The organism is Type-E symbiont of Plautia stali, assembly GCF_059731115.1.
The window spans coordinates 1,445,132-1,461,573 of record NZ_AP035906.1; the positions used below are offsets into that span (position 1 = coordinate 1,445,132).

Sequence of the window (16,442 nt, forward strand, 5' to 3'; positions counted from 1 at the left end):
CTAAACGGATTCGTTACCTGAAGACGACAACAGAGGTGCGGTGATGGCCTCTGTTGTGCCATTTTAGCGGCTGGCTGTGCCGCGCTACACCGCTTAGCGCCGGAGAAATGTTAGTGAACGACGCGATTCCCCGCCCCCCAAATAAAACGGCTAAGGCGTTAACGCCGCTGCTGGAAATTCGCAACCTGACCAAATCTTTTGACGGCCAGCACGCCGTAGATGATGTCAGCCTGACCATTTATAAAGGCGAGATTTTTGCCCTGCTGGGTGCTTCCGGCTGTGGTAAATCGACCTTGCTGCGCATGCTGGCGGGCTTTGAGCCACCGACCAGCGGGCAGATTGTGCTGGATGAGCAAGACCTGTCGCACGTTCCGCCTTATCAGCGCCCGATCAATATGATGTTCCAGTCCTACGCGCTGTTCCCGCACATGACGGTGGAACAGAACATTGCCTTTGGACTGAAGCAGGATAAATTGCCGAAAGGCGAAATCAGCAGCCGCGTGGCCGAAATGCTGACGCTGGTGCATATGCAGGAATTTGCCAAGCGTAAACCGCATCAGCTTTCCGGCGGTCAGCGTCAGCGCGTGGCGCTGGCGCGTAGCCTGGCGAAACGCCCCAAACTGCTACTGCTGGATGAGCCGATGGGCGCGCTGGATAAGAAACTGCGCGACCGCATGCAGCATGAAGTGGTGGATATTCTGGAGCGCGTCGGCGCGACCTGCGTGATGGTGACGCACGACCAGGAAGAAGCCATGACTATGGCAGGTCGTATCGCGATCATGAACCGTGGCAAATTTGTGCAGATTGGTGAGCCGGAGGAGATCTACGAGCATCCTACCAGCCGTTACAGTGCCGAATTTATCGGTTCAGTTAACGTGTTTGATGGCCTGCTGCGTGAGCGCACGGAAGAGGGCGTGGTCATTGATGCGCCGGGCCTGGTACATCCGCTTAAAGTGCAGACCGATGTCTCTATCATCGATAACGTGCCGGTGCATGTCGCTTTACGTCCGGAAAAAGTGATGCTGTGCGAAGAGGTACCGGCGGATGGCTGCAACTTTGCCGTCGGCGAAGTGGTGCATATTGCCTATCTCGGTGACCTGTCGATTTATCACGTTCGCCTGCGCAGCGGTCAGATGATCAGCGCGCAGCTGCAGAATGCACATCGCTACCGCAAAGGTGCGCCAACATGGGGTGATGAAGTTCGCCTGTGCTGGGACGCCGACAGCTGTGTGGTTCTGACGGTTTAAGGAGGCGTAATGAGCCAGATTTCTCAACGCAGCGAGCCGGAAGTGGTGGGCACACCGCTGCAGCGCTGGGGCACGCGCATTAAAATGCTGCATGGCCGCAAGCTGGTGATCGCACTGCCTTACCTGTGGCTGATCCTGCTGTTTCTGCTGCCGTTCCTGATCGTGCTGAAGATCAGTTTCGCCGACATTGCGCGCGCCATTCCGCCATACACCGATCTGGTGACCTGGGCCGATGATCAGCTTAACCTGGTGCTGAATCTCGGTAACTACATCACGTTGACGGATGATCCGCTGTATGCCGAAGCCTATCTGACTTCACTCAAGGTGGCGGCGATTTCTACCGTGATCTGTCTGCTGATCGGATATCCACTGGCGTGGGCGGTGGCGCACAGTAAACCTTCAATGCGCACCATCTTGCTGTTGCTGGTGATCTTGCCCTCCTGGACCTCGTTCCTGGTGCGCGTGTACGCGTGGATGGGCTTGCTGAACAACAACGGCATTCTTAACCGCTTCCTGATGTGGCTGGGGGTTATCGATCACCCGCTGGTGATTCTTTACACCAATACCGCGGTGTATATCGGTATCGTTTACTGCTATCTGCCGTTTATGGTGTTGCCCATCTATACCGCGCTAACCCGTATCGACTACTCGCTGGTCGAGGCCTCGCTGGATCTGGGTGCGCGTCCACTGAAAACCTTCTTTAGCGTGATTGTGCCGCTGACCAAAGGGGGGATTATCGCCGGTTCGATGCTGGTGTTTATCCCGGCGGTGGGGGAGTACGTGATCCCAGAACTGCTGGGAGGGCCGGACAGCATCATGATTGGCCGTATTCTATGGCAGGAGTTCTTTAATAACCGTGACTGGCCGGTGGCTTCGGCGCTAGCGGTGATCATTCTGTTGATTTTGATTCTGCCGATCATCTGGTTCCACAAGCATCAAAATCGTGAGTTAGGAGAGAAGGAATGAATCAGTTACCGACCATTCGCTCTCCATGGCGTACGGCGATTTTGGCCGCATGCTTCCTGTTCCTGTACGCGCCGATGCTGCTGCTGGTGGTTTACTCCTTTAACAGCTCGCAGCTGGTCACTGTATGGGAGAGCTTCTCATTCCACTGGTACAAAGTGCTGTTCCAGGACGATGCGATGCTGGATGCCGTTGGCCTCAGCCTGACCATTGCGGCGCTCTCCGCCACCATGGCGGTGGTGTTGGGCACTATGGCGGCGGTGATCATCGTGCGTTTCGGCCGTTTCCGTGGGCATAGCGGTTTTGCGTTTATGCTCACCGCACCGCTGGTGATGCCGGATGTGATCACCGGGTTGTCACTGCTGTTGCTGTTTGTGGCGATGGGCAACACCTTTGGCTGGCCGAGCGATCGTGGCATGCTCACCATCTGGCTGGCGCACGTCACTTTCTGTACTGCTTACGTGGCGGTGGTGATCAACTCCCGTCTGCGCGAGCTGGATCGTTCCATCGAAGAAGCGGCAATGGATCTCGGGGCGACGCCGCTGAAAGTGTTCTTCGTGATAACCGTCCCCATGATTGCTCCGGCAATTGTCACCGGTTGGCTGCTGGCCTTTACGCTGTCACTGGATGATCTGGTGATTGCCAGCTTCGTCACCGGGCCAGGCGCTACCACGTTGCCAATGGCGATCTTTGCTACCGTGCGACGCGGCGTCAATCCAGAGATCAATGCGTTAGCCTCGTTGATTTTGTTTGTCGTCGGCCTGATCGGTTTCATCGCCTGGCGCTTTATGGCGCACGAAGAAAAGCAACGTTTACGCGATATTCAGAAAGCTAAACGTGGCTGAAAGCCGTAACATTTGCCAATATAATAACGGGCCGATTTAATGGCCCGTTTTTTTATGGTTACGGAGTCAAACCATGTCGGAAACCCTCAAAAATGCGATGGCAAATTCTACGCCTGCACCGGTGATGGTGGCGGGGATCGCCATTATTGCCACGCGCTGTCTCAGCGTGCTGATGCTGGCCAATGAACTGGGTTACGACGAAATGGCTAACTTTGTCCACCGCAGTGCACAGGCATGGGATTCCACGCTGATTTTTATCGCCAGTCAGCTAATCTTTCTGTTTGAACTACGCTGTGCCTTTACCCTGTTGCGCGGTAGCAATCGCGGACGATGGGGTTATGTGATGGCGCAAATTATCGTGCTCGGTTATATGCTCATGGCATCAGTCGGCTGGATCTACCCGGAAATTTTCAGTATTCCCGGTGAAACCAATGCGCAGATCATTCATCACACGCTGATGCAGAAAGTACCGGATGCGCTGGTGTTGCTGCTACTGTTTGTGCCGGCCAGCAGCCGCGCTTTTTTCCGCGCCCGGTGATACAATCTGCCCCCGTTTTTTTCCCGATTTTGATATACAGGCCTTTCCATGTATTGCGCGCTTTATGATGCCGGTCGCTGTCGTTCATGCCAGTGGCTGGAGAAACCCTATCCGCAGCAGCTCAGCGAGAAGCAGTCGCTGCTCGAGCAGTTGCTGTCGCAGACCGCGGTGGCAGAATATTTACCGCCGGTGACCTCGCCGCTGCAGGGTTTTCGTAATAAAGCCAAAATGGTGGTGAGCGGCAGCGTCGAACGGCCGATTTTCGGCATGGTGGCGCGTGATGGCGAACCGGTGGATCTGTGTGATTGCCCACTCTATCCCGTCAGCTTTGCGCCGGTGTTTGATGTGCTAAAACCCTTTATCGCCCGCGCTGGATTGACACCCTATAACGTGGCGCGTCAACGCGGCGAACTGAAATTCCTGTTGCTCACCGAGAGTTCGCAAGGTGGCATGATGCTGCGGTTTGTGCTCCGTTCCACCCGCAAGCTGGAGCAGTTGCGCGCGGCTTTGCCGTGGCTGCAGCAGCAGTTGCCGCAGTTGAAAGTGATCTCCGCCAATATCCAGCCGGTGCATATGGCGATTCTTGAAGGGCATGAAGAGATTGCTTTAACGCCGGACCAGGCGCTGGCAGAGCGTTTCAATCAGGTGCCGCTGTATATTCGCCCGCAGAGTTTCTTTCAGACCAACCCACAGGTCGCCGCTGATTTGTATGCCACGGCGCGTGATTGGGTAGCAGAGCTGCCGGTGACCAGTATGTGGGATCTGTTCTGCGGCGTGGGCGGTTTCGGTCTGCACTGTGCCACGCCCGAGATGCAGCTGACCGGCATTGAGATCAGTGCGGAAGCTATTGCCTGTGCGCAGCAGTCGGCTGAACAGTTAGGACTCGATAAGGTGAGTTTCGCCGCGCTGGATTCCACCCGGTTCGCGACATCGCATGAACAGGTGCCACAGCTGGTGCTGGTTAATCCGCCGCGTCGCGGTATTGGGGCTGAACTGTGTACTTATCTCAGTGAAATGGCGCCAGACTACATTCTTTATTCAAGCTGCAATCCCAGTACGATGGCGCAGGACATTGCGCGTCTGGCGGATTATGCGGTGAGCCGCGTCCAGCTGTTTGATATGTTTCCACACATGGCACACTTTGAAGTGCTAACGCTGCTGATTAAGAAGGGTGGAGCCGCGTAGCCACCGCCTGAACGGAGGACGTGCAGAACCTGTCAGGTGGCACGCCGCGCGGCTCCATAATGCTTATTCCGGGAACCACTTCTGGTTGATTTGCTGCCAGGTGCCATCGGCTTTCAGCGCCACCAGCGCGTCGTTCATCTCTTTCAACAGCGTTGCATTGCCTTTACGCACCGCAATGCCTAAGCCAGTGCCAAAGTATTCGGTATCAGTGATATGTTCACCCACCGCACTGAGATCGTCGTTGGCCTTCAGCCACTGATTCACCACTGCGCTATCGCCAAATACGCCGTTCAGGCGACCATTTTTCAGATCGAGAATCGCGTTCTGATAACTGTCGTAAGACACGGCGATCACTTCTGGATGTTTCTCCAGCAGGTATTTCTGGTGCGTGGTGCCGTTTTCTACCCCTACACGCTTACCTTTCAACTGACTAAAGTCGGTGAACTGTCCCTTTTGGGCAATCACAATCGCGGAGTTGGCGTAGTAAGGCTGAGTGAAATCGACCTGTTTGCTGCGCTCTGCCGTGATGTCCATGCCTGAGATGACCGCATCATAACGACGGAATTTCAGCGAAGGGATCAAACTGTCAAACGCGTTATTGGTAAAGGTGCATTCCGCTTTCATTTGCTGACATAAGGCTTTTGCCAGATCGATATCGAAGCCGACAATTTGGTTGTCGTGATCGAGAGATTCGAACGGGGGATAGGTCGCAGAAGAGGCGAAACGAATTTTTTCCGCCGCATAAGCATTCATTGCCAGTGTTGCCAGCGCCGCAGCAACAATCCATTTTTTCATTATGTGACTCCCGTAAACCATGCCAGAGATAGAACGGGTTACACGATGCCAGTAAATGAATTTATATGCAAATAATATGATTAAAAAATTACATGTGTTGTTGGGGGGGGTAGAAGCGCGAGATATGACGCGTTTGTCCGCAACACCTTCATCTCAGACAAACGCGATAAATCGCGCCACGACAGCAATCAATTGCGGTGTTCGAATGCCAGTGCGCGCTTTTCGATTAAACGCATCATCAGCGTGAGTAAACCGTTGACCACCAGATAGATCAGTCCGGCAGCGGCATACACCGTGATGTCATAAGTACGGCCATACAGCAATTGCCCATGCCCCATCACCTCCATCAGCGTAATGGTGTACGCCAGTGAAGTGCTCTTAAACACTAAAACGACTTCGTTAGAGTAAGAGGAGAGGGCGCGTTTAAACGCATACGGCAGCAGGATACGCAGCGTGTCTTTACGGTTCATCCCCAGCGCAGCGCAGGATTGCCATTGACCCGAAGGGATGGCGCGTACTGCACCGTAGAACAGTTGAGTGGTATAGGCCGCACTGTTGAGCGACAGCGCAATCAGTGCGCACAGCCAGGGCTGTGATAGCAAATGCCATAACCACGGCACGTTCTGAATGCTGGGAAACTGGCCGGGACCGTAATAAATCAGGAAGATTTGCACCAGCAGTGGCGTGCCAGTGAACACCGTGATGTAGCCTTTCACCAGCCAATTCAGCACCGGGACTTTCAGTGAGAGCACGATGGTACACAGCAGCGACAGCACCAGCGAGGCAATCAGTGATGCCACCGTCAGGGTCAGACTGGTATGCAACCCTTTCAGGAGCTCGGGTAAGTAATCCAGCATGCGTCAGGCTCCCCGTTCAAAACGCGTGGTGCGCGATTCAATACGGCGCAGTATCGCCTGACTGAACAGCGTAATAATCAGGTAGACGGCCGCAGCCACCAGATACCAGGTAAAGGGTTCTTGTGTGCGCGTGGCAATACTTTTGGTTTGCAGCATGATGTCATTCACGCTAATTAGCGACACCAGCGCAGTATCTTTCAGTAACACCAACCACTGATTGCCGAGACCCGGCAGCGCATGACGCCACATTTGTGGCATGATCAGACGGAAAAAAATCGCCGATTTCTTCATACCCAACGCCTGGCCAGATTCCCATTGGCCGACAGGCACGGCTTTCAGCGCGCCACGCAGCGTTTGGGAGGCGTAGGCCGAGTAAAGCATTGCCAGGGCAATGACGCCGCATAGGAAAGGGCTGACGTCGAAGTTTTCAATCTGTACCTGCACGGGAATGCTGAACAAGCCCAGATTGATATGGAAGCCATCGGATAAGGTCAGTAGCAGCTGTGAGGCACCAAAGTAGACAAACAGCACCACCAGAATTTCCGGCAGGCCACGGATCAGCGTCACCAGCGCGGTACCGATCCACGCCAGCGGTTTCCAGCGGACGGTTTCCCAGCCAGCAAAAATCATCGCCAGCACAAGGCCGGCGATCAGTGCACAAAAAGCAAGGCCGACAGTCATGCCGGCGGCGCTTGCGAGTGGAATCATTTCATTCATCAGGAATTACTGCTGGAACCATTTGTTGTAGATGGTTTTGTAGGTGCCGTCAGCTTTGATCTTTTCCAGGGCGGTGTTGAATTTGCCCTGCAACTCGGTGTTGCCCTGACGGACGGCGATACCCAGACCGGTACCGAAGTAATCTTTATCGGTCACTTTCTCACCCAGTGGTGCGAGGTTAGCATTTTGTTTCAGCCATTCGTTCACCACGGCGGTGTCACCAAATACCGCATCAATACGACCATTTTTCAGGTCCAGAACCGCGTTCTGATAGCTATCGTAAGGCACAACGGTGATGTCGTTGTGTTTATCAGACAGATATTTCTGGTGCGTGGTGCCGTTCTGAACGCCAACGCGTTTACCTTTCAGCGCATCCACATTCGCCAGCTTGCCTTTCTGGGCAATAAAGATCGCGGAATTATCGTAGTAAGGCTTGGAGAACAGCACCTGCTTTTCACGCTCTGGGGTGATATCCATACCCGCCATCACGGCGTCAAAACGACGGAACTTCAGGCTGGGGATCAGGCTGTCAAATGCCTGGTTGGTGAAGGTACAGGTCGCATCAATTTCTTTACACAGCGCATTGGCCAGATCGACATCGAAGCCCTGAATTTTGTTGTCAGAGTCCACAAATTCAAATGGAGGATATGAAGCTTCGGTGGCAAAACGCAGGGTTTGCGCAGCAGAAGCGCTCAGGCTCAGACCGGCAAGCAGTGCAGCAAGTACGACTTTTTTCATTAGATGCATCCTGACTTAGTGCGAAAGATAATGTGCAAACGCTTCGGTTTGCGGCTGTGTAAAGTGGCTGGCATCGCCTTGCTCAACGATATGGCCGTTCTCCATGTACACCACGCGGCTGGCGGTTTTGCGCGCCACCTCGACTTCGTGGGTCACAATCACCTGAGTGATCTGCGTTTGCGCCAGCTCACGAATGATGCTGACGATCTGCGCGGTGATTTCAGGGTCGAGGGCGGCGGTGGGTTCGTCGAACAACAGCACCTGCGGCTCCATCATCAACGCTCGGGCAATCGCCACACGTTGTTGCTGGCCACCGGAAAGATGCAGTGGAAAACGATCGGCAAAGGGGGTCAGGCGCAGACGCTCCAGCAGTTTGTCAGCGCGCGCACGCGCGGCGTCTTTGCTGAGACCGAGCACGCGGCACGGCGCTTCAATCAGATTCTGCACCACGCTGAGGTGTGGCCACAGATTGTATTGCTGGAACACCATGCCCACGTTTTGGCGCAGTTCACGGATCGCGCTGTCTGACGGCGCTTTGCTGAAGTCGAAGTGATTCCCGGCAATCTGCAGGCTGCCGGAACGCGGCTGCTCCAGCAGATTGAGGACGCGCAGGAGCGAACTTTTACCCGCGCCACTCGGCCCGAGCAACACCAGCGTCTCTCCCTGCGGACAAGCCAGGTTGATATCGAACAGTGCCTGATGGGCACCGTAAAAACAGTTTATGGCGTTTAGTTGAATACTCATGCGCAAAAAATGAATAGTAATTAGTGCCGCGAATCTTAACGTCACCAGAATAGTTATGCAATTGTGGTGGGTTAAAATTTATTAAACAGCAGTGAAGTCCCAAAAGCGTAGCACAATATCGCGCAGGTCAACGCCGGGAAGGGCTCGCTGGCTGCAATTTATTGATGAAAAATTAACAAAAAACGCCGCAAAGATGCGGCGCGCTTATGTTTAGAACTGAGTGCTGTAAAATTGAACAGCTATTTCTTCTCTTCCAGCAGCTGGCTGAGCGATCCGCCGCCTGCGTGCGGCCAGTCACCGACGTAACGAATATCATCCACCGCCCAGCAGGTTCCTTCGTGAATCATCAATACCTCGTCGTGCCAGCTTTTGCCATCACGGCTCAAATCGACGCGCAGTGGGATGTTTCGTGCATCGCGATTAGGAATGGTTGAGGCGCTGGCAACATCGGCGGACGTGGGACCCTGTGCGAGGCTGGAGAACAGATCGCCCTGGCTCCAGGAGGCAGGTTTATTGCTCTGCGTGCTGGCGCTCAGCAGTTTTTGATACAGACGATCGCTCAGGTAAGGGCGATATTTTGCCAGCGTGGTGCTATCGGGCAGACCCTGACCGGGCTGGCTGATGCGCAAATCGTAAAACTGCTGCGCGACGCTATCTGGGCCACCGTCGGCACAGCTGGCAGTGCGCGGTCCGTTATCCTTGATCACCGGTTCAACGGTGGTACAGGCACTGAGCAGTAACGCAGCGGGAACAAGCAGCGCAAAGGCATTGTTTCTCATCTCGATTTCCTTATTGTTCACTGGCAAAGCGTCATTTTTAGCATAGAGTATAGTCTTGCTTTTACGCCGTACGAGCTGTTCACCTCAGGAGAGAAAAATGAAATTTTCCACCACGCCCACCTTAGAAGGGCACAGCATCAGTGAATATTGCGGTGTGGTTACCGGTGAAGCGATTCTCGGGGCCAACATTTTCCGCGACTTCTTTGCCGGGATTCGCGATATCGTCGGTGGTCGTTCCGGAGCTTATGAAAAAGAGCTGCGCAAAGCGCGGCAGATTGCATTTGAAGAGCTGGAAGAGCAAGCAAAGGCGCTGGGTGCGAATGCGGTCGTGGGCATTGATATCGATTATGAAACCGTGGGCAAAGACAGTAGCATGCTGATGGTCAGCGTGACCGGAACGGCTGTGATCATTCGCTGATGCGGGTCGTTGTCGCTTTGATGATGGCGCTGCTGCTCAGCGCCTGCCACTCCTCGCTGGAATCAAGACAGGGTTATTGGGTCGATACCGCGCATCCGGCACAGGGCGCGCGGCCTCGTATCAAAGTGGTGGTGATCCACTATACCGCCGAAGATCTGCCTTCCTCACTGGCCACGCTGACCGATCGTGAAGTCAGCGCACACTATCTCATTCCACGGCAGCCCGCGCAGAGACGGGGTAAGGGTGTGATCTGGCAGCTGGTGCCGGAGCCTGAGCTGGCGTGGCATGCCGGGCCGAGTTTCTGGCGCGGTGCGACCCGCATCAATGACACGTCGATTGGTATCGAGATTGTCAATCGTGGTTATACGCGGACATTAACTGGCGTGGAGTGGCAGCCGTTTACGCCAGCGCAAATCAACGTGCTGGTGGCGCTGGTGAAAGATATCACGCAGCGATATGCCATTACGCCAGAGAATCTGGTGGGGCACAGCGATATCGCGCCGCAGCGGAAGCAGGATCCTGGCCCGCTGTTCCCGTGGCAGCAGTTGGCGGAGCAGGGGCTGGGCGCATGGCCCGATAGCGCTACCGTGCAGCGCTATCTCCACGGGAATGCGGCTGATGCGCCCATCGATCAGGCCGAACTGTTGGATGCGCTGCAGCGCTATGGTTATGACGTCAATTCAGCGAATACCCCACCCATGCAGCGTAAGCTGATCGCGGCGTTTCAGATGCACTTCCGTGCGCGAGATTATCGAGGCATCGCCGATGCGGAAACGCTGGCGATAGCTCGGGCGCTGCTGGCGAAATACGGCGCAGCGCAGTGAAGAGACGGTGTATGACATTGCCGATGCAGAAACGCTGGCGATAGCACAGGCGTGACTGGCGAAGGACGGTACGGTGATGTAAAGCTAAAGTAGGGGGCTCGCCAGGATGAACTTGTGGACGGCCCGAAGACCGTCCCTGCAAGGCTACCTGAGCTCTGTTACGCTAAAAACGCCTGCCAGTGTGCCACCAGACGTTGTAAATCCTGGCGGCTGACATCGAGGTGGGTGGCAATACGTGTGACCGGGCCTACGCTCATCAACACATCGCCCGAGTGCATCCAGCTTTTGAGCGCGTCAACCTGATCCGCCGGTACTTTCACAAACAGCATGTTAGTGTGCTGATTCAGTACCTCTACGCCAATTGCGCTGAGTTGCTCCGCCAGCCAGGCGGCATTGTCATGATCTTCTTTCAGGCGCGCCACATTGTGCTTCAGTGCGTACAGACCCGCCGCGGCCAGGATGCCGGCCTGACGCATACCGCCACCGGTCATTTTACGCCAGCGACGTGCTTGCTCAATGTAGGCTTCATCACCGCACAGCAGGGAACCGACCGGCGTGCCCAGCCCTTTAGACAGGCAGATGGTCAGCGTATCGCAATAGCGCGCGATATCTTTCAGCTCAACATTTTGCGCCACCACGGCATTGAAAATGCGGGCGCCATCAATGTGCAGCGCCAGTTTGTGCTCACGCGTCAGCTTCCACGCTTGCTCCAGATAGCTCTGCGACAGCACTTTGCCGTGATGGGTGTTTTCCAGACTTAGCAGGCGCGTACGCGCAAAATGGATGTCATCCGGTTTGATGGCGGCAACAATATCCGCCAGCGGCAGCGATCCATCTTCGGCATGAGATATAGGCTGAGGCTGAATGCTGCCCAGCACCGCCGCGCCACCCGCTTCGTATTTGTAGTTATGTGCCTGCTGGCCGACGATATATTCATCGCCACGCTGGCAGTGACACAGCAGTGCCACCAGGTTGGCTTGCGTGCCGGTCGGGAAGAACAGCGCAGCGGCTTTGCCACTCAGGCGTGCGGCCTCGCGTTCCAGCGCATTGACGGTGGGATCATCGCGATAGACATCATCGCCAGTTTCGGCGGCCATCATCGCATCCAGCATGGCGGCACTTGGGCGGGTTACGGTATCACTGCGTAAATCGATCACATCGCTCTCCTGAAACAAAAAAGCGGGCTGAGCGCCCGCGTTATGAGTTATCTGGCCTTATTATCCGTTTTACCTCAGCCAGTTGGTTTTCGCCAGTTCAACGATCTCGTCACCACGACCATTCAGAATCGCGCGCAGCATATACAGGCTGAACCCTTTGGCCTGCTCGGCTTTGATCTGCGGTGGCATCGAGAGCTCTTCTTTAGCGGTAATCGCATCGATTAGCACCGGACCGTCATGCGCGAATGCCTGTTCCAGCGCGCTGTTAAGTTCAGAGGCTTTCTCGACGCGAATGCCTTTAATGCCACAGGCGGTGGCAATCGCGGCAAAATCCGGGTTTTCCAGATCGGTGCCATCGGTGAGGTAGCCGCCTGCCTTCATTTCCATTGCCACAAAGCCCAGCACGCTGTTGTTGAAAATCACCAGCTTTACCGGCAGCTTTAACTGGGCGACGGAAATAAAATCGCCCATCAGCATACTGAAGCCACCATCCCCACACAGCGCCACGACCTGCCGTTGTTTATCGATTGCCTGAGCGCCGAGCGCCTGTGGCATCGCGTTGGCCATCGAACCGTGGTTGAACGATCCCAGCAAACGGCGTTTGCCGTTCATTTTCAGATAGCGCGCAGCCCACACCGTTGGCGTGCCCACATCACAAGTGAAAATCGCGTCCTCGGCAGCGTAATGGCTGATTTGCTGCGCCAGATATTGCGGATGAATCGCCTGTTTATCATTGGCGGTGGCGAGGTCGTCCAGGCCTTTACGCGCCTCAACATAGTGTTCCAAAGCGCTGTCGAGATGGTGCCGATCGCTTTTGCTGACGAGTTGAGGTTGTAGCGCCTGTAACGTGGCTTTGATGTCACCCACCAGCGCCATATCGACATGGCTGTGCGCCCCCAGACTGGCGGGATTGATATCAATCTGGATAATTTTAGCGTCGGCTGGATAGAACGGGCGATAAGGGAACTGGGTACCCAGCAGAACAACGGTGTCTGCGTTCATCATGGCTTGATAGCCGGAGGAGAAACCAATTAAGCCGGTCATACCAACATCGTAGGGATTATCGTACTCGATGTGCTCTTTGCCGCGCATGGCGTGCACCACGGGCGCTTTGAGGGTTTCTGCCAACTTCACCACTTCAGCGTGCGCGCCAGCACAGCCGCTGCCGCACATCAGCGTAATATTTTTGGCATGGTTGAGCGTGTCGGCCAGCCGGGCAATTTCACTGGCGTTAGGCACAACATGGGGTAATTGTGGCGGATACCACTCGCTACGCGCCCCTTCCGGCGCCGGTTTCAGGGCAATGTCGCCCGGAAGCACGATGACCGATACACCACGATTGAGAATCGCTTTGCGCATGGCGATGCCGAGAACCTGCGGCAGTTGCTCAGGGTTGGACACCAGTTCGCAATAGTGACTGCATTCGCGGAAAAGCTCTTCCGGATGCGTTTCCTGGAAGTAACCGCTGCCGATTTCACTCGAGGGGATATGGGCCGCAATCGCCAGCACTGGCACATGGTTGCGGTGACAATCAAACAGGCCGTTAATCAGATGCAGGTTGCCTGGGCCGCAGGAACCGGCGCATACCGCCAGTTCACCGCTGATTTGCGCTTCAGCGCCTGCCGCAAAGGCCGCCACCTCTTCATGGCGAGTGGGCATCCATTCAATGGTGCCCATGCGATTCAGGCTGTCATTGAGTCCATTAAGAGAATCCCCCGTGACACCCCAAATGCGTTTCACACCGGCGCTTTCCAGGGTTTTGGCCAGCAGTGCCGCCACAGTTTGCTTCATCGTTCGCTCCTTTCTGGTGTTTTGCTATCCGTCCCGATGGCGGAAACGTGTCAGTCAGAAAGCGTAGACGAAGGAAGGCGCACGCAGCCGTGAAAAAATGCGCTCGCTGCTCAGGCGGAAAACAGCGCGATAAGAATCGGGGCCAGTAAACTCATGATAAAACCGTGCACGATCGCGGCCGGGACAATTTCCATGCCGCCGGTGCGTTGCAGAATCGGCAGGGTGAAATCCATTGAAGTGGCGCCACTCAAACCCAGCGTCATACTGCGCTGACGGCTGATCAACAGCGGGATCAGCATAATGGTGATCAGTTCACGCAGCAGGTCGTTAAAGAAGGCCGCGCTGCCAATCACCGGGCCGAAGGATTCGGTCATCAGAATACCGGACAGCGAGTACCAGCCGAAGCCGCTGGCAAGCGCCAGGCCGGTTTTGATTGGCAAATCGAGCCATAATGCGGCCAGCATTCCACCGATCAAGGCGCTGCATAGCGACACCGCGGCTACCAGCATGCCGCGACGATTGAGCGTGATTTGACGCAAGGTCATGCCGCTGCTGCGCAGTTGAATACCGACAAGGAACAACATCAGCATCAGGGCATATTCACTGATGGTTGATGCGTGGCGCAGAATTGACCACTGGCTTAATCCCAGCAGGAATCCGCCCAGTACCGAGCCGCACAGCTTGAGGGATTCCAGCGCCATGTGCAGACGTGAAGGCAGGGCTTGCTGCTTGTGCGGGTGATGCCACGGCACGCGCTTCTCCAGTAGCCAGAAAGCCAGCAGAGAACAGGCGAGAATGCACAGCATACTGATCAACGCGGTATGAAAAATGGTGAGCAGATTACTGCTGAGGTTATCGAGGAAAGCGAGACTGGTGCCCATAAAAAACAGGATGATGTACACCAGTGCGCTCAGCATGCGGGCGACGCCGCGCAGCAGATTGGCACGGGTCACATGCAGTAAATAGCCAGCAATCAGTGGCAGCAGAATGATGATCAAGCCATACATAGAGCGTTTTCCATCCGTGGGAGAGGGCCGCAAGCTATCGGAAAACAGTTGAAGTGTAAACCTTTTACCCGTGCATTAACTTGACCAACTTAACGAGGCGAACCATGCTCAGGCAAAGCACTCAAGGGATAGCATGATGTTTCTGGAACATATCGATATTCGCGGTTTTCGTGGCATCAATCGGCTGTCGTTGCCGCTCACTGATACCAATCTGCTGATTGGTGAAAATGCCTGGGGTAAATCCAGCTTGCTGGATGCGCTGACATTATTACTGGCGCCTGCGGCTGAACCTTATCAGTTTACCGAACATGATTTTCACTTCCCACCGGGCGATCTGGAAGCACGCCTGCGCCAGCTGCAACTGGTGTTCCGCTTTCGAGCACAAGCGCGCGATGACGAAGCAGTGTTCCAGCCTTTCTGGCAGCGCGATGAAAACGGGCGCTTCATCCGCTTCAGCACCCGTGCGCGCCGCAACGAGCATGGTGTGAAAACCACCTGGCGCTTCATCGACCAAAATGGCGATGTGCTGGCGATGGAAGGCACTGAGGCGGCGCTGGCCCATCTGCGTGCCTTTTATCCCGTGCTCAGACTGCGCGATGCGCGCTTTGGCCGGCGTGGACGGCACAGCAGCACCGATGCGGACCGCCAGGCCACGACGCTGAGTGAATTGTCACAGGAAGTCGAGAAATTAACCCGGGATTTGGTGGTGCAGCCGCAGAATTTGAGCGACGATTTACTGCGTCAGGGCTTGCACACCATGCAGCAATTGCTGGAGCACTACTTCCTTGTGCAGCAACCGGGGGTTAGCGCGGCGCGTGTCGCACCTGAATTACGTGATGGTTCGCAAGGCTGGCGTTCACTCGACAAGCTTAACCACCTGATTGCGGGAACGGAATCACGCAGTCGGCAGGTCATTTTATTGCGCATGTTCTCTTTACTGATTCAGGCGCACGGCAATGAAGCGCTGCCGCAGGGCGCTCATCCATTGTTGCTGGTGGAGGATCCGGAAACGCGACTGCATCCAATTATGCTGTCAGTGGCGTGGAATCTGCTGGATTTAATGCCGCTGCAAAAAATCACCACCACCAATTCGGGGGAGCTGTTATCTCAGGTGCCGTTAGAGAATATTTGTCGCCTGGTGCGTGAACCTACACGCGTTGCGGCATGGCGGATTGGTCCTGAAGGATTGAGCGCTGAGGAGAGCCGCCGTATTGGCTTTCATATCCGCGTGAATCGCCCCTCGGCACTCTTTGCCCGCTGCTGGTTGCTGGTGGAGGGGGAGACGGAAGTGTGGATCATCAATGAACTGGCACGGCAGCGCGGTTACCATTTTGCGGCCGAAGGGGTCAAAGTCATCGAATTTGCGCAGTCTGGTCTTAAGCCGCTGTTGAAGTTTGCCAGACGCATGGGCATTGCCTGGCATGTGTTGACTGACGGCGACGAAGCGGGCAATAAGTATGCAGCCAGCGCACGGAGCCAACTGCAGGAGCATGAGCAGCAAGACGATCATCTGACGCAGTTCCCGGCCCCGGATATAGAACATTTTCTCTATAAGCAGGGGTTCAGCGACGTTTATCACGACATGGCGCACCTGCCGTTAAACGCGCCGATGAATGCGAGGCGTATTATTACTAAAGCGATTCATCACAGCTCGAAACCCGAATTGGCGATTGCGGTAGCCATGGCGGCGGCAGAGCGTGGGCCGCAGGCGATTCCCTCGTTACTGGATCAGCTGTTTGCTCGCGTGATGTGGTTAGCTCGCGGACGTGCAGATTGAGGGGCGGGAAAATCCGCAAAAGAAAAATGCCAGCGTCTGCGGCTGGCATTTTTTTCGGGA

17 protein-coding genes are annotated in these 16,442 nt (G+C 55.3%); 8 read left to right on the forward strand and 9 right to left on the reverse strand.

The genetic code is table 11. The features are described 5' to 3' along the window. Positions 1-113: 113 nt before the first annotated feature. The 5 genes from potG to rlmC all read left to right on the forward strand — a co-directional run bounded on the left by potG (position 114) and on the right by rlmC (position 4,778). The gene (potG, locus tag AC6I8L_RS06555) at positions 114-1,247 is read left to right on the forward strand and encodes a putrescine ABC transporter ATP-binding subunit PotG (RefSeq protein WP_153012339.1); all 1,134 of its coding nucleotides are present in this window, start codon (positions 114-116) and stop codon (positions 1,245-1,247) included. A 9-nt stretch (positions 1,248-1,256) separates the two neighbouring features. Next, positions 1,257-2,213, forward strand: a complete 957-nt coding sequence (gene potH, locus AC6I8L_RS06560) for a putrescine ABC transporter permease PotH (RefSeq protein ID WP_034820712.1) — start codon at positions 1,257-1,259, stop codon at positions 2,211-2,213. Next, on the forward strand, positions 2,210-3,055 hold the full coding sequence (gene potI, locus AC6I8L_RS06565) for a putrescine ABC transporter permease PotI (protein WP_058961801.1): 846 nt from the start codon (positions 2,210-2,212) through the stop codon (positions 3,053-3,055). The genes potH and potI overlap by 4 nt, the downstream gene beginning before the upstream one ends. Positions 3,056-3,128: 73 nt before the next feature. Further along, positions 3,129-3,593 (forward strand): YbjO family protein, encoded by a 465-nt coding sequence (locus tag AC6I8L_RS06570; RefSeq protein WP_034820707.1) that lies wholly within the window; start codon positions 3,129-3,131, stop codon positions 3,591-3,593. 48 nt (positions 3,594-3,641) lie between these two features. After that, positions 3,642-4,778, forward strand: coding sequence for a 23S rRNA (uracil(747)-C(5))-methyltransferase RlmC (gene rlmC / locus AC6I8L_RS06575; protein ID WP_058961800.1), 1,137 nt, complete (start codon positions 3,642-3,644; stop codon positions 4,776-4,778). Between the two features lie 63 nt (positions 4,779-4,841). On the opposite strand, the gene artJ (AC6I8L_RS06580) is transcribed toward rlmC, so the two are convergent. The 6 genes from artJ (AC6I8L_RS06580) to AC6I8L_RS06605 form a co-directional block, all read right to left on the reverse strand. Next, the gene (gene artJ / locus AC6I8L_RS06580) at positions 4,842-5,573 is read right to left on the reverse strand and encodes an arginine ABC transporter substrate-binding protein (RefSeq protein WP_058961799.1); all 732 of its coding nucleotides are present in this window, start codon (positions 5,571-5,573) and stop codon (positions 4,842-4,844) included. A gap of 188 nt (positions 5,574-5,761) precedes the next feature. Further along, positions 5,762-6,430, reverse strand: a complete 669-nt coding sequence (gene artM / locus AC6I8L_RS06585; protein ID WP_058961798.1) for an arginine ABC transporter permease ArtM — start codon at positions 6,428-6,430, stop codon at positions 5,762-5,764. Positions 6,431-6,433: 3 nt separating this feature from the next. Continuing rightward, positions 6,434-7,147 carry an arginine ABC transporter permease ArtQ gene (artQ, locus tag AC6I8L_RS06590; protein ID WP_479401027.1) on the reverse strand — a complete coding sequence of 238 codons (714 nt, stop codon included), beginning with the start codon at positions 7,145-7,147 and terminating at the stop codon, positions 6,434-6,436. A gap of 6 nt (positions 7,148-7,153) precedes the next feature. Then, positions 7,154-7,885: an arginine ABC transporter substrate-binding protein gene (gene artJ / locus AC6I8L_RS06595; RefSeq protein WP_034820697.1), complete on the reverse strand. Its 732-nt coding sequence runs from the start codon at positions 7,883-7,885 to the stop codon at positions 7,154-7,156. 15 nt (positions 7,886-7,900) lie between these two features. Then, complete coding sequence (gene artP / locus AC6I8L_RS06600) at positions 7,901-8,629, reverse strand: arginine ABC transporter ATP-binding protein ArtP (protein ID WP_058961797.1); 729 nt, start codon at positions 8,627-8,629, stop codon at positions 7,901-7,903. 239 nt (positions 8,630-8,868) lie between these two features. Further along, the gene (locus AC6I8L_RS06605) at positions 8,869-9,408 is read right to left on the reverse strand and encodes a lipoprotein (protein ID WP_058961796.1); all 540 of its coding nucleotides are present in this window, start codon (positions 9,406-9,408) and stop codon (positions 8,869-8,871) included. 97 nt (positions 9,409-9,505) lie between these two features. Between AC6I8L_RS06605 and AC6I8L_RS06610 the strand changes: the two genes are divergently transcribed. Then, positions 9,506-9,826 carry a heavy metal-binding domain-containing protein gene (locus tag AC6I8L_RS06610; protein WP_038647859.1) on the forward strand — a complete coding sequence of 107 codons (321 nt, stop codon included), beginning with the start codon at positions 9,506-9,508 and terminating at the stop codon, positions 9,824-9,826. Further along, positions 9,826-10,650 (forward strand): N-acetylmuramoyl-L-alanine amidase, encoded by an 825-nt coding sequence (locus AC6I8L_RS06615; protein ID WP_058961795.1) that lies wholly within the window; start codon positions 9,826-9,828, stop codon positions 10,648-10,650. Before AC6I8L_RS06610 ends, AC6I8L_RS06615 begins: the two co-directional genes overlap by 1 nt. A 158-nt stretch (positions 10,651-10,808) precedes the next feature. Here AC6I8L_RS06615 and ltaE read toward each other — a convergent pair whose 3' ends face one another. The 3 genes from ltaE to AC6I8L_RS06630 form a co-directional block, all read right to left on the reverse strand. Next, positions 10,809-11,807 (reverse strand): low-specificity L-threonine aldolase, encoded by a 999-nt coding sequence (gene ltaE, locus AC6I8L_RS06620; protein ID WP_038647855.1) that lies wholly within the window; start codon positions 11,805-11,807, stop codon positions 10,809-10,811. A 69-nt stretch (positions 11,808-11,876) separates the two neighbouring features. Further along, positions 11,877-13,598: a ubiquinone-dependent pyruvate dehydrogenase gene (gene poxB, locus AC6I8L_RS06625; RefSeq protein ID WP_058961794.1), complete on the reverse strand. Its 1,722-nt coding sequence runs from the start codon at positions 13,596-13,598 to the stop codon at positions 11,877-11,879. Between the two features lie 110 nt (positions 13,599-13,708). Next, positions 13,709-14,605 carry a LysO family transporter gene (locus AC6I8L_RS06630; RefSeq protein WP_166936476.1) on the reverse strand — a complete coding sequence of 299 codons (897 nt, stop codon included), beginning with the start codon at positions 14,603-14,605 and terminating at the stop codon, positions 13,709-13,711. A gap of 136 nt (positions 14,606-14,741) precedes the next feature. Between AC6I8L_RS06630 and AC6I8L_RS06635 the strand changes: the two genes are divergently transcribed. Then, the gene (locus AC6I8L_RS06635) at positions 14,742-16,382 is read left to right on the forward strand and encodes an ATP-dependent nuclease (protein WP_058961803.1); all 1,641 of its coding nucleotides are present in this window, start codon (positions 14,742-14,744) and stop codon (positions 16,380-16,382) included. Positions 16,383-16,442: the final 60 nt, after the last annotated feature.

Bases quoted from the DNA above. Each gene is read 5' to 3' on its own strand.
- artQ (WP_479401027.1), bottom strand. From the start codon at position 7,147: ATGAATGAAATGATTCCACTCGCAAGCGCCGCCGGCATGACTGTCGGC.
- artM (WP_058961798.1), bottom strand. From the start codon at position 6,430: ATGCTGGATTACTTACCCGAGCTCCTGAAAGGGTTGCATACCAGTCTG.
- AC6I8L_RS06570 (WP_034820707.1), top strand. From the start codon at position 3,129: ATGTCGGAAACCCTCAAAAATGCGATGGCAAATTCTACGCCTGCACCG.
- artP (WP_058961797.1), bottom strand. From the start codon at position 8,629: ATGAGTATTCAACTAAACGCCATAAACTGTTTTTACGGTGCCCATCAG.
- potH (WP_034820712.1), top strand. From the start codon at position 1,257: ATGAGCCAGATTTCTCAACGCAGCGAGCCGGAAGTGGTGGGCACACCG.
- artJ (WP_034820697.1), bottom strand. From the start codon at position 7,885: ATGAAAAAAGTCGTACTTGCTGCACTGCTTGCCGGTCTGAGCCTGAGC.
- poxB (WP_058961794.1), bottom strand. From the start codon at position 13,598: ATGAAGCAAACTGTGGCGGCACTGCTGGCCAAAACCCTGGAAAGCGCC.
- potI (WP_058961801.1), top strand. From the start codon at position 2,210: ATGAATCAGTTACCGACCATTCGCTCTCCATGGCGTACGGCGATTTTG.
- AC6I8L_RS06615 (WP_058961795.1), top strand. From the start codon at position 9,826: ATGCGGGTCGTTGTCGCTTTGATGATGGCGCTGCTGCTCAGCGCCTGC.
- rlmC (WP_058961800.1), top strand. From the start codon at position 3,642: ATGTATTGCGCGCTTTATGATGCCGGTCGCTGTCGTTCATGCCAGTGG.
- AC6I8L_RS06610 (WP_038647859.1), top strand. From the start codon at position 9,506: ATGAAATTTTCCACCACGCCCACCTTAGAAGGGCACAGCATCAGTGAA.
- AC6I8L_RS06630 (WP_166936476.1), bottom strand. From the start codon at position 14,605: ATGTATGGCTTGATCATCATTCTGCTGCCACTGATTGCTGGCTATTTA.
- AC6I8L_RS06635 (WP_058961803.1), top strand. From the start codon at position 14,742: ATGTTTCTGGAACATATCGATATTCGCGGTTTTCGTGGCATCAATCGG.
- artJ (WP_058961799.1), bottom strand. From the start codon at position 5,573: ATGAAAAAATGGATTGTTGCTGCGGCGCTGGCAACACTGGCAATGAAT.
- AC6I8L_RS06605 (WP_058961796.1), bottom strand. From the start codon at position 9,408: ATGAGAAACAATGCCTTTGCGCTGCTTGTTCCCGCTGCGTTACTGCTC.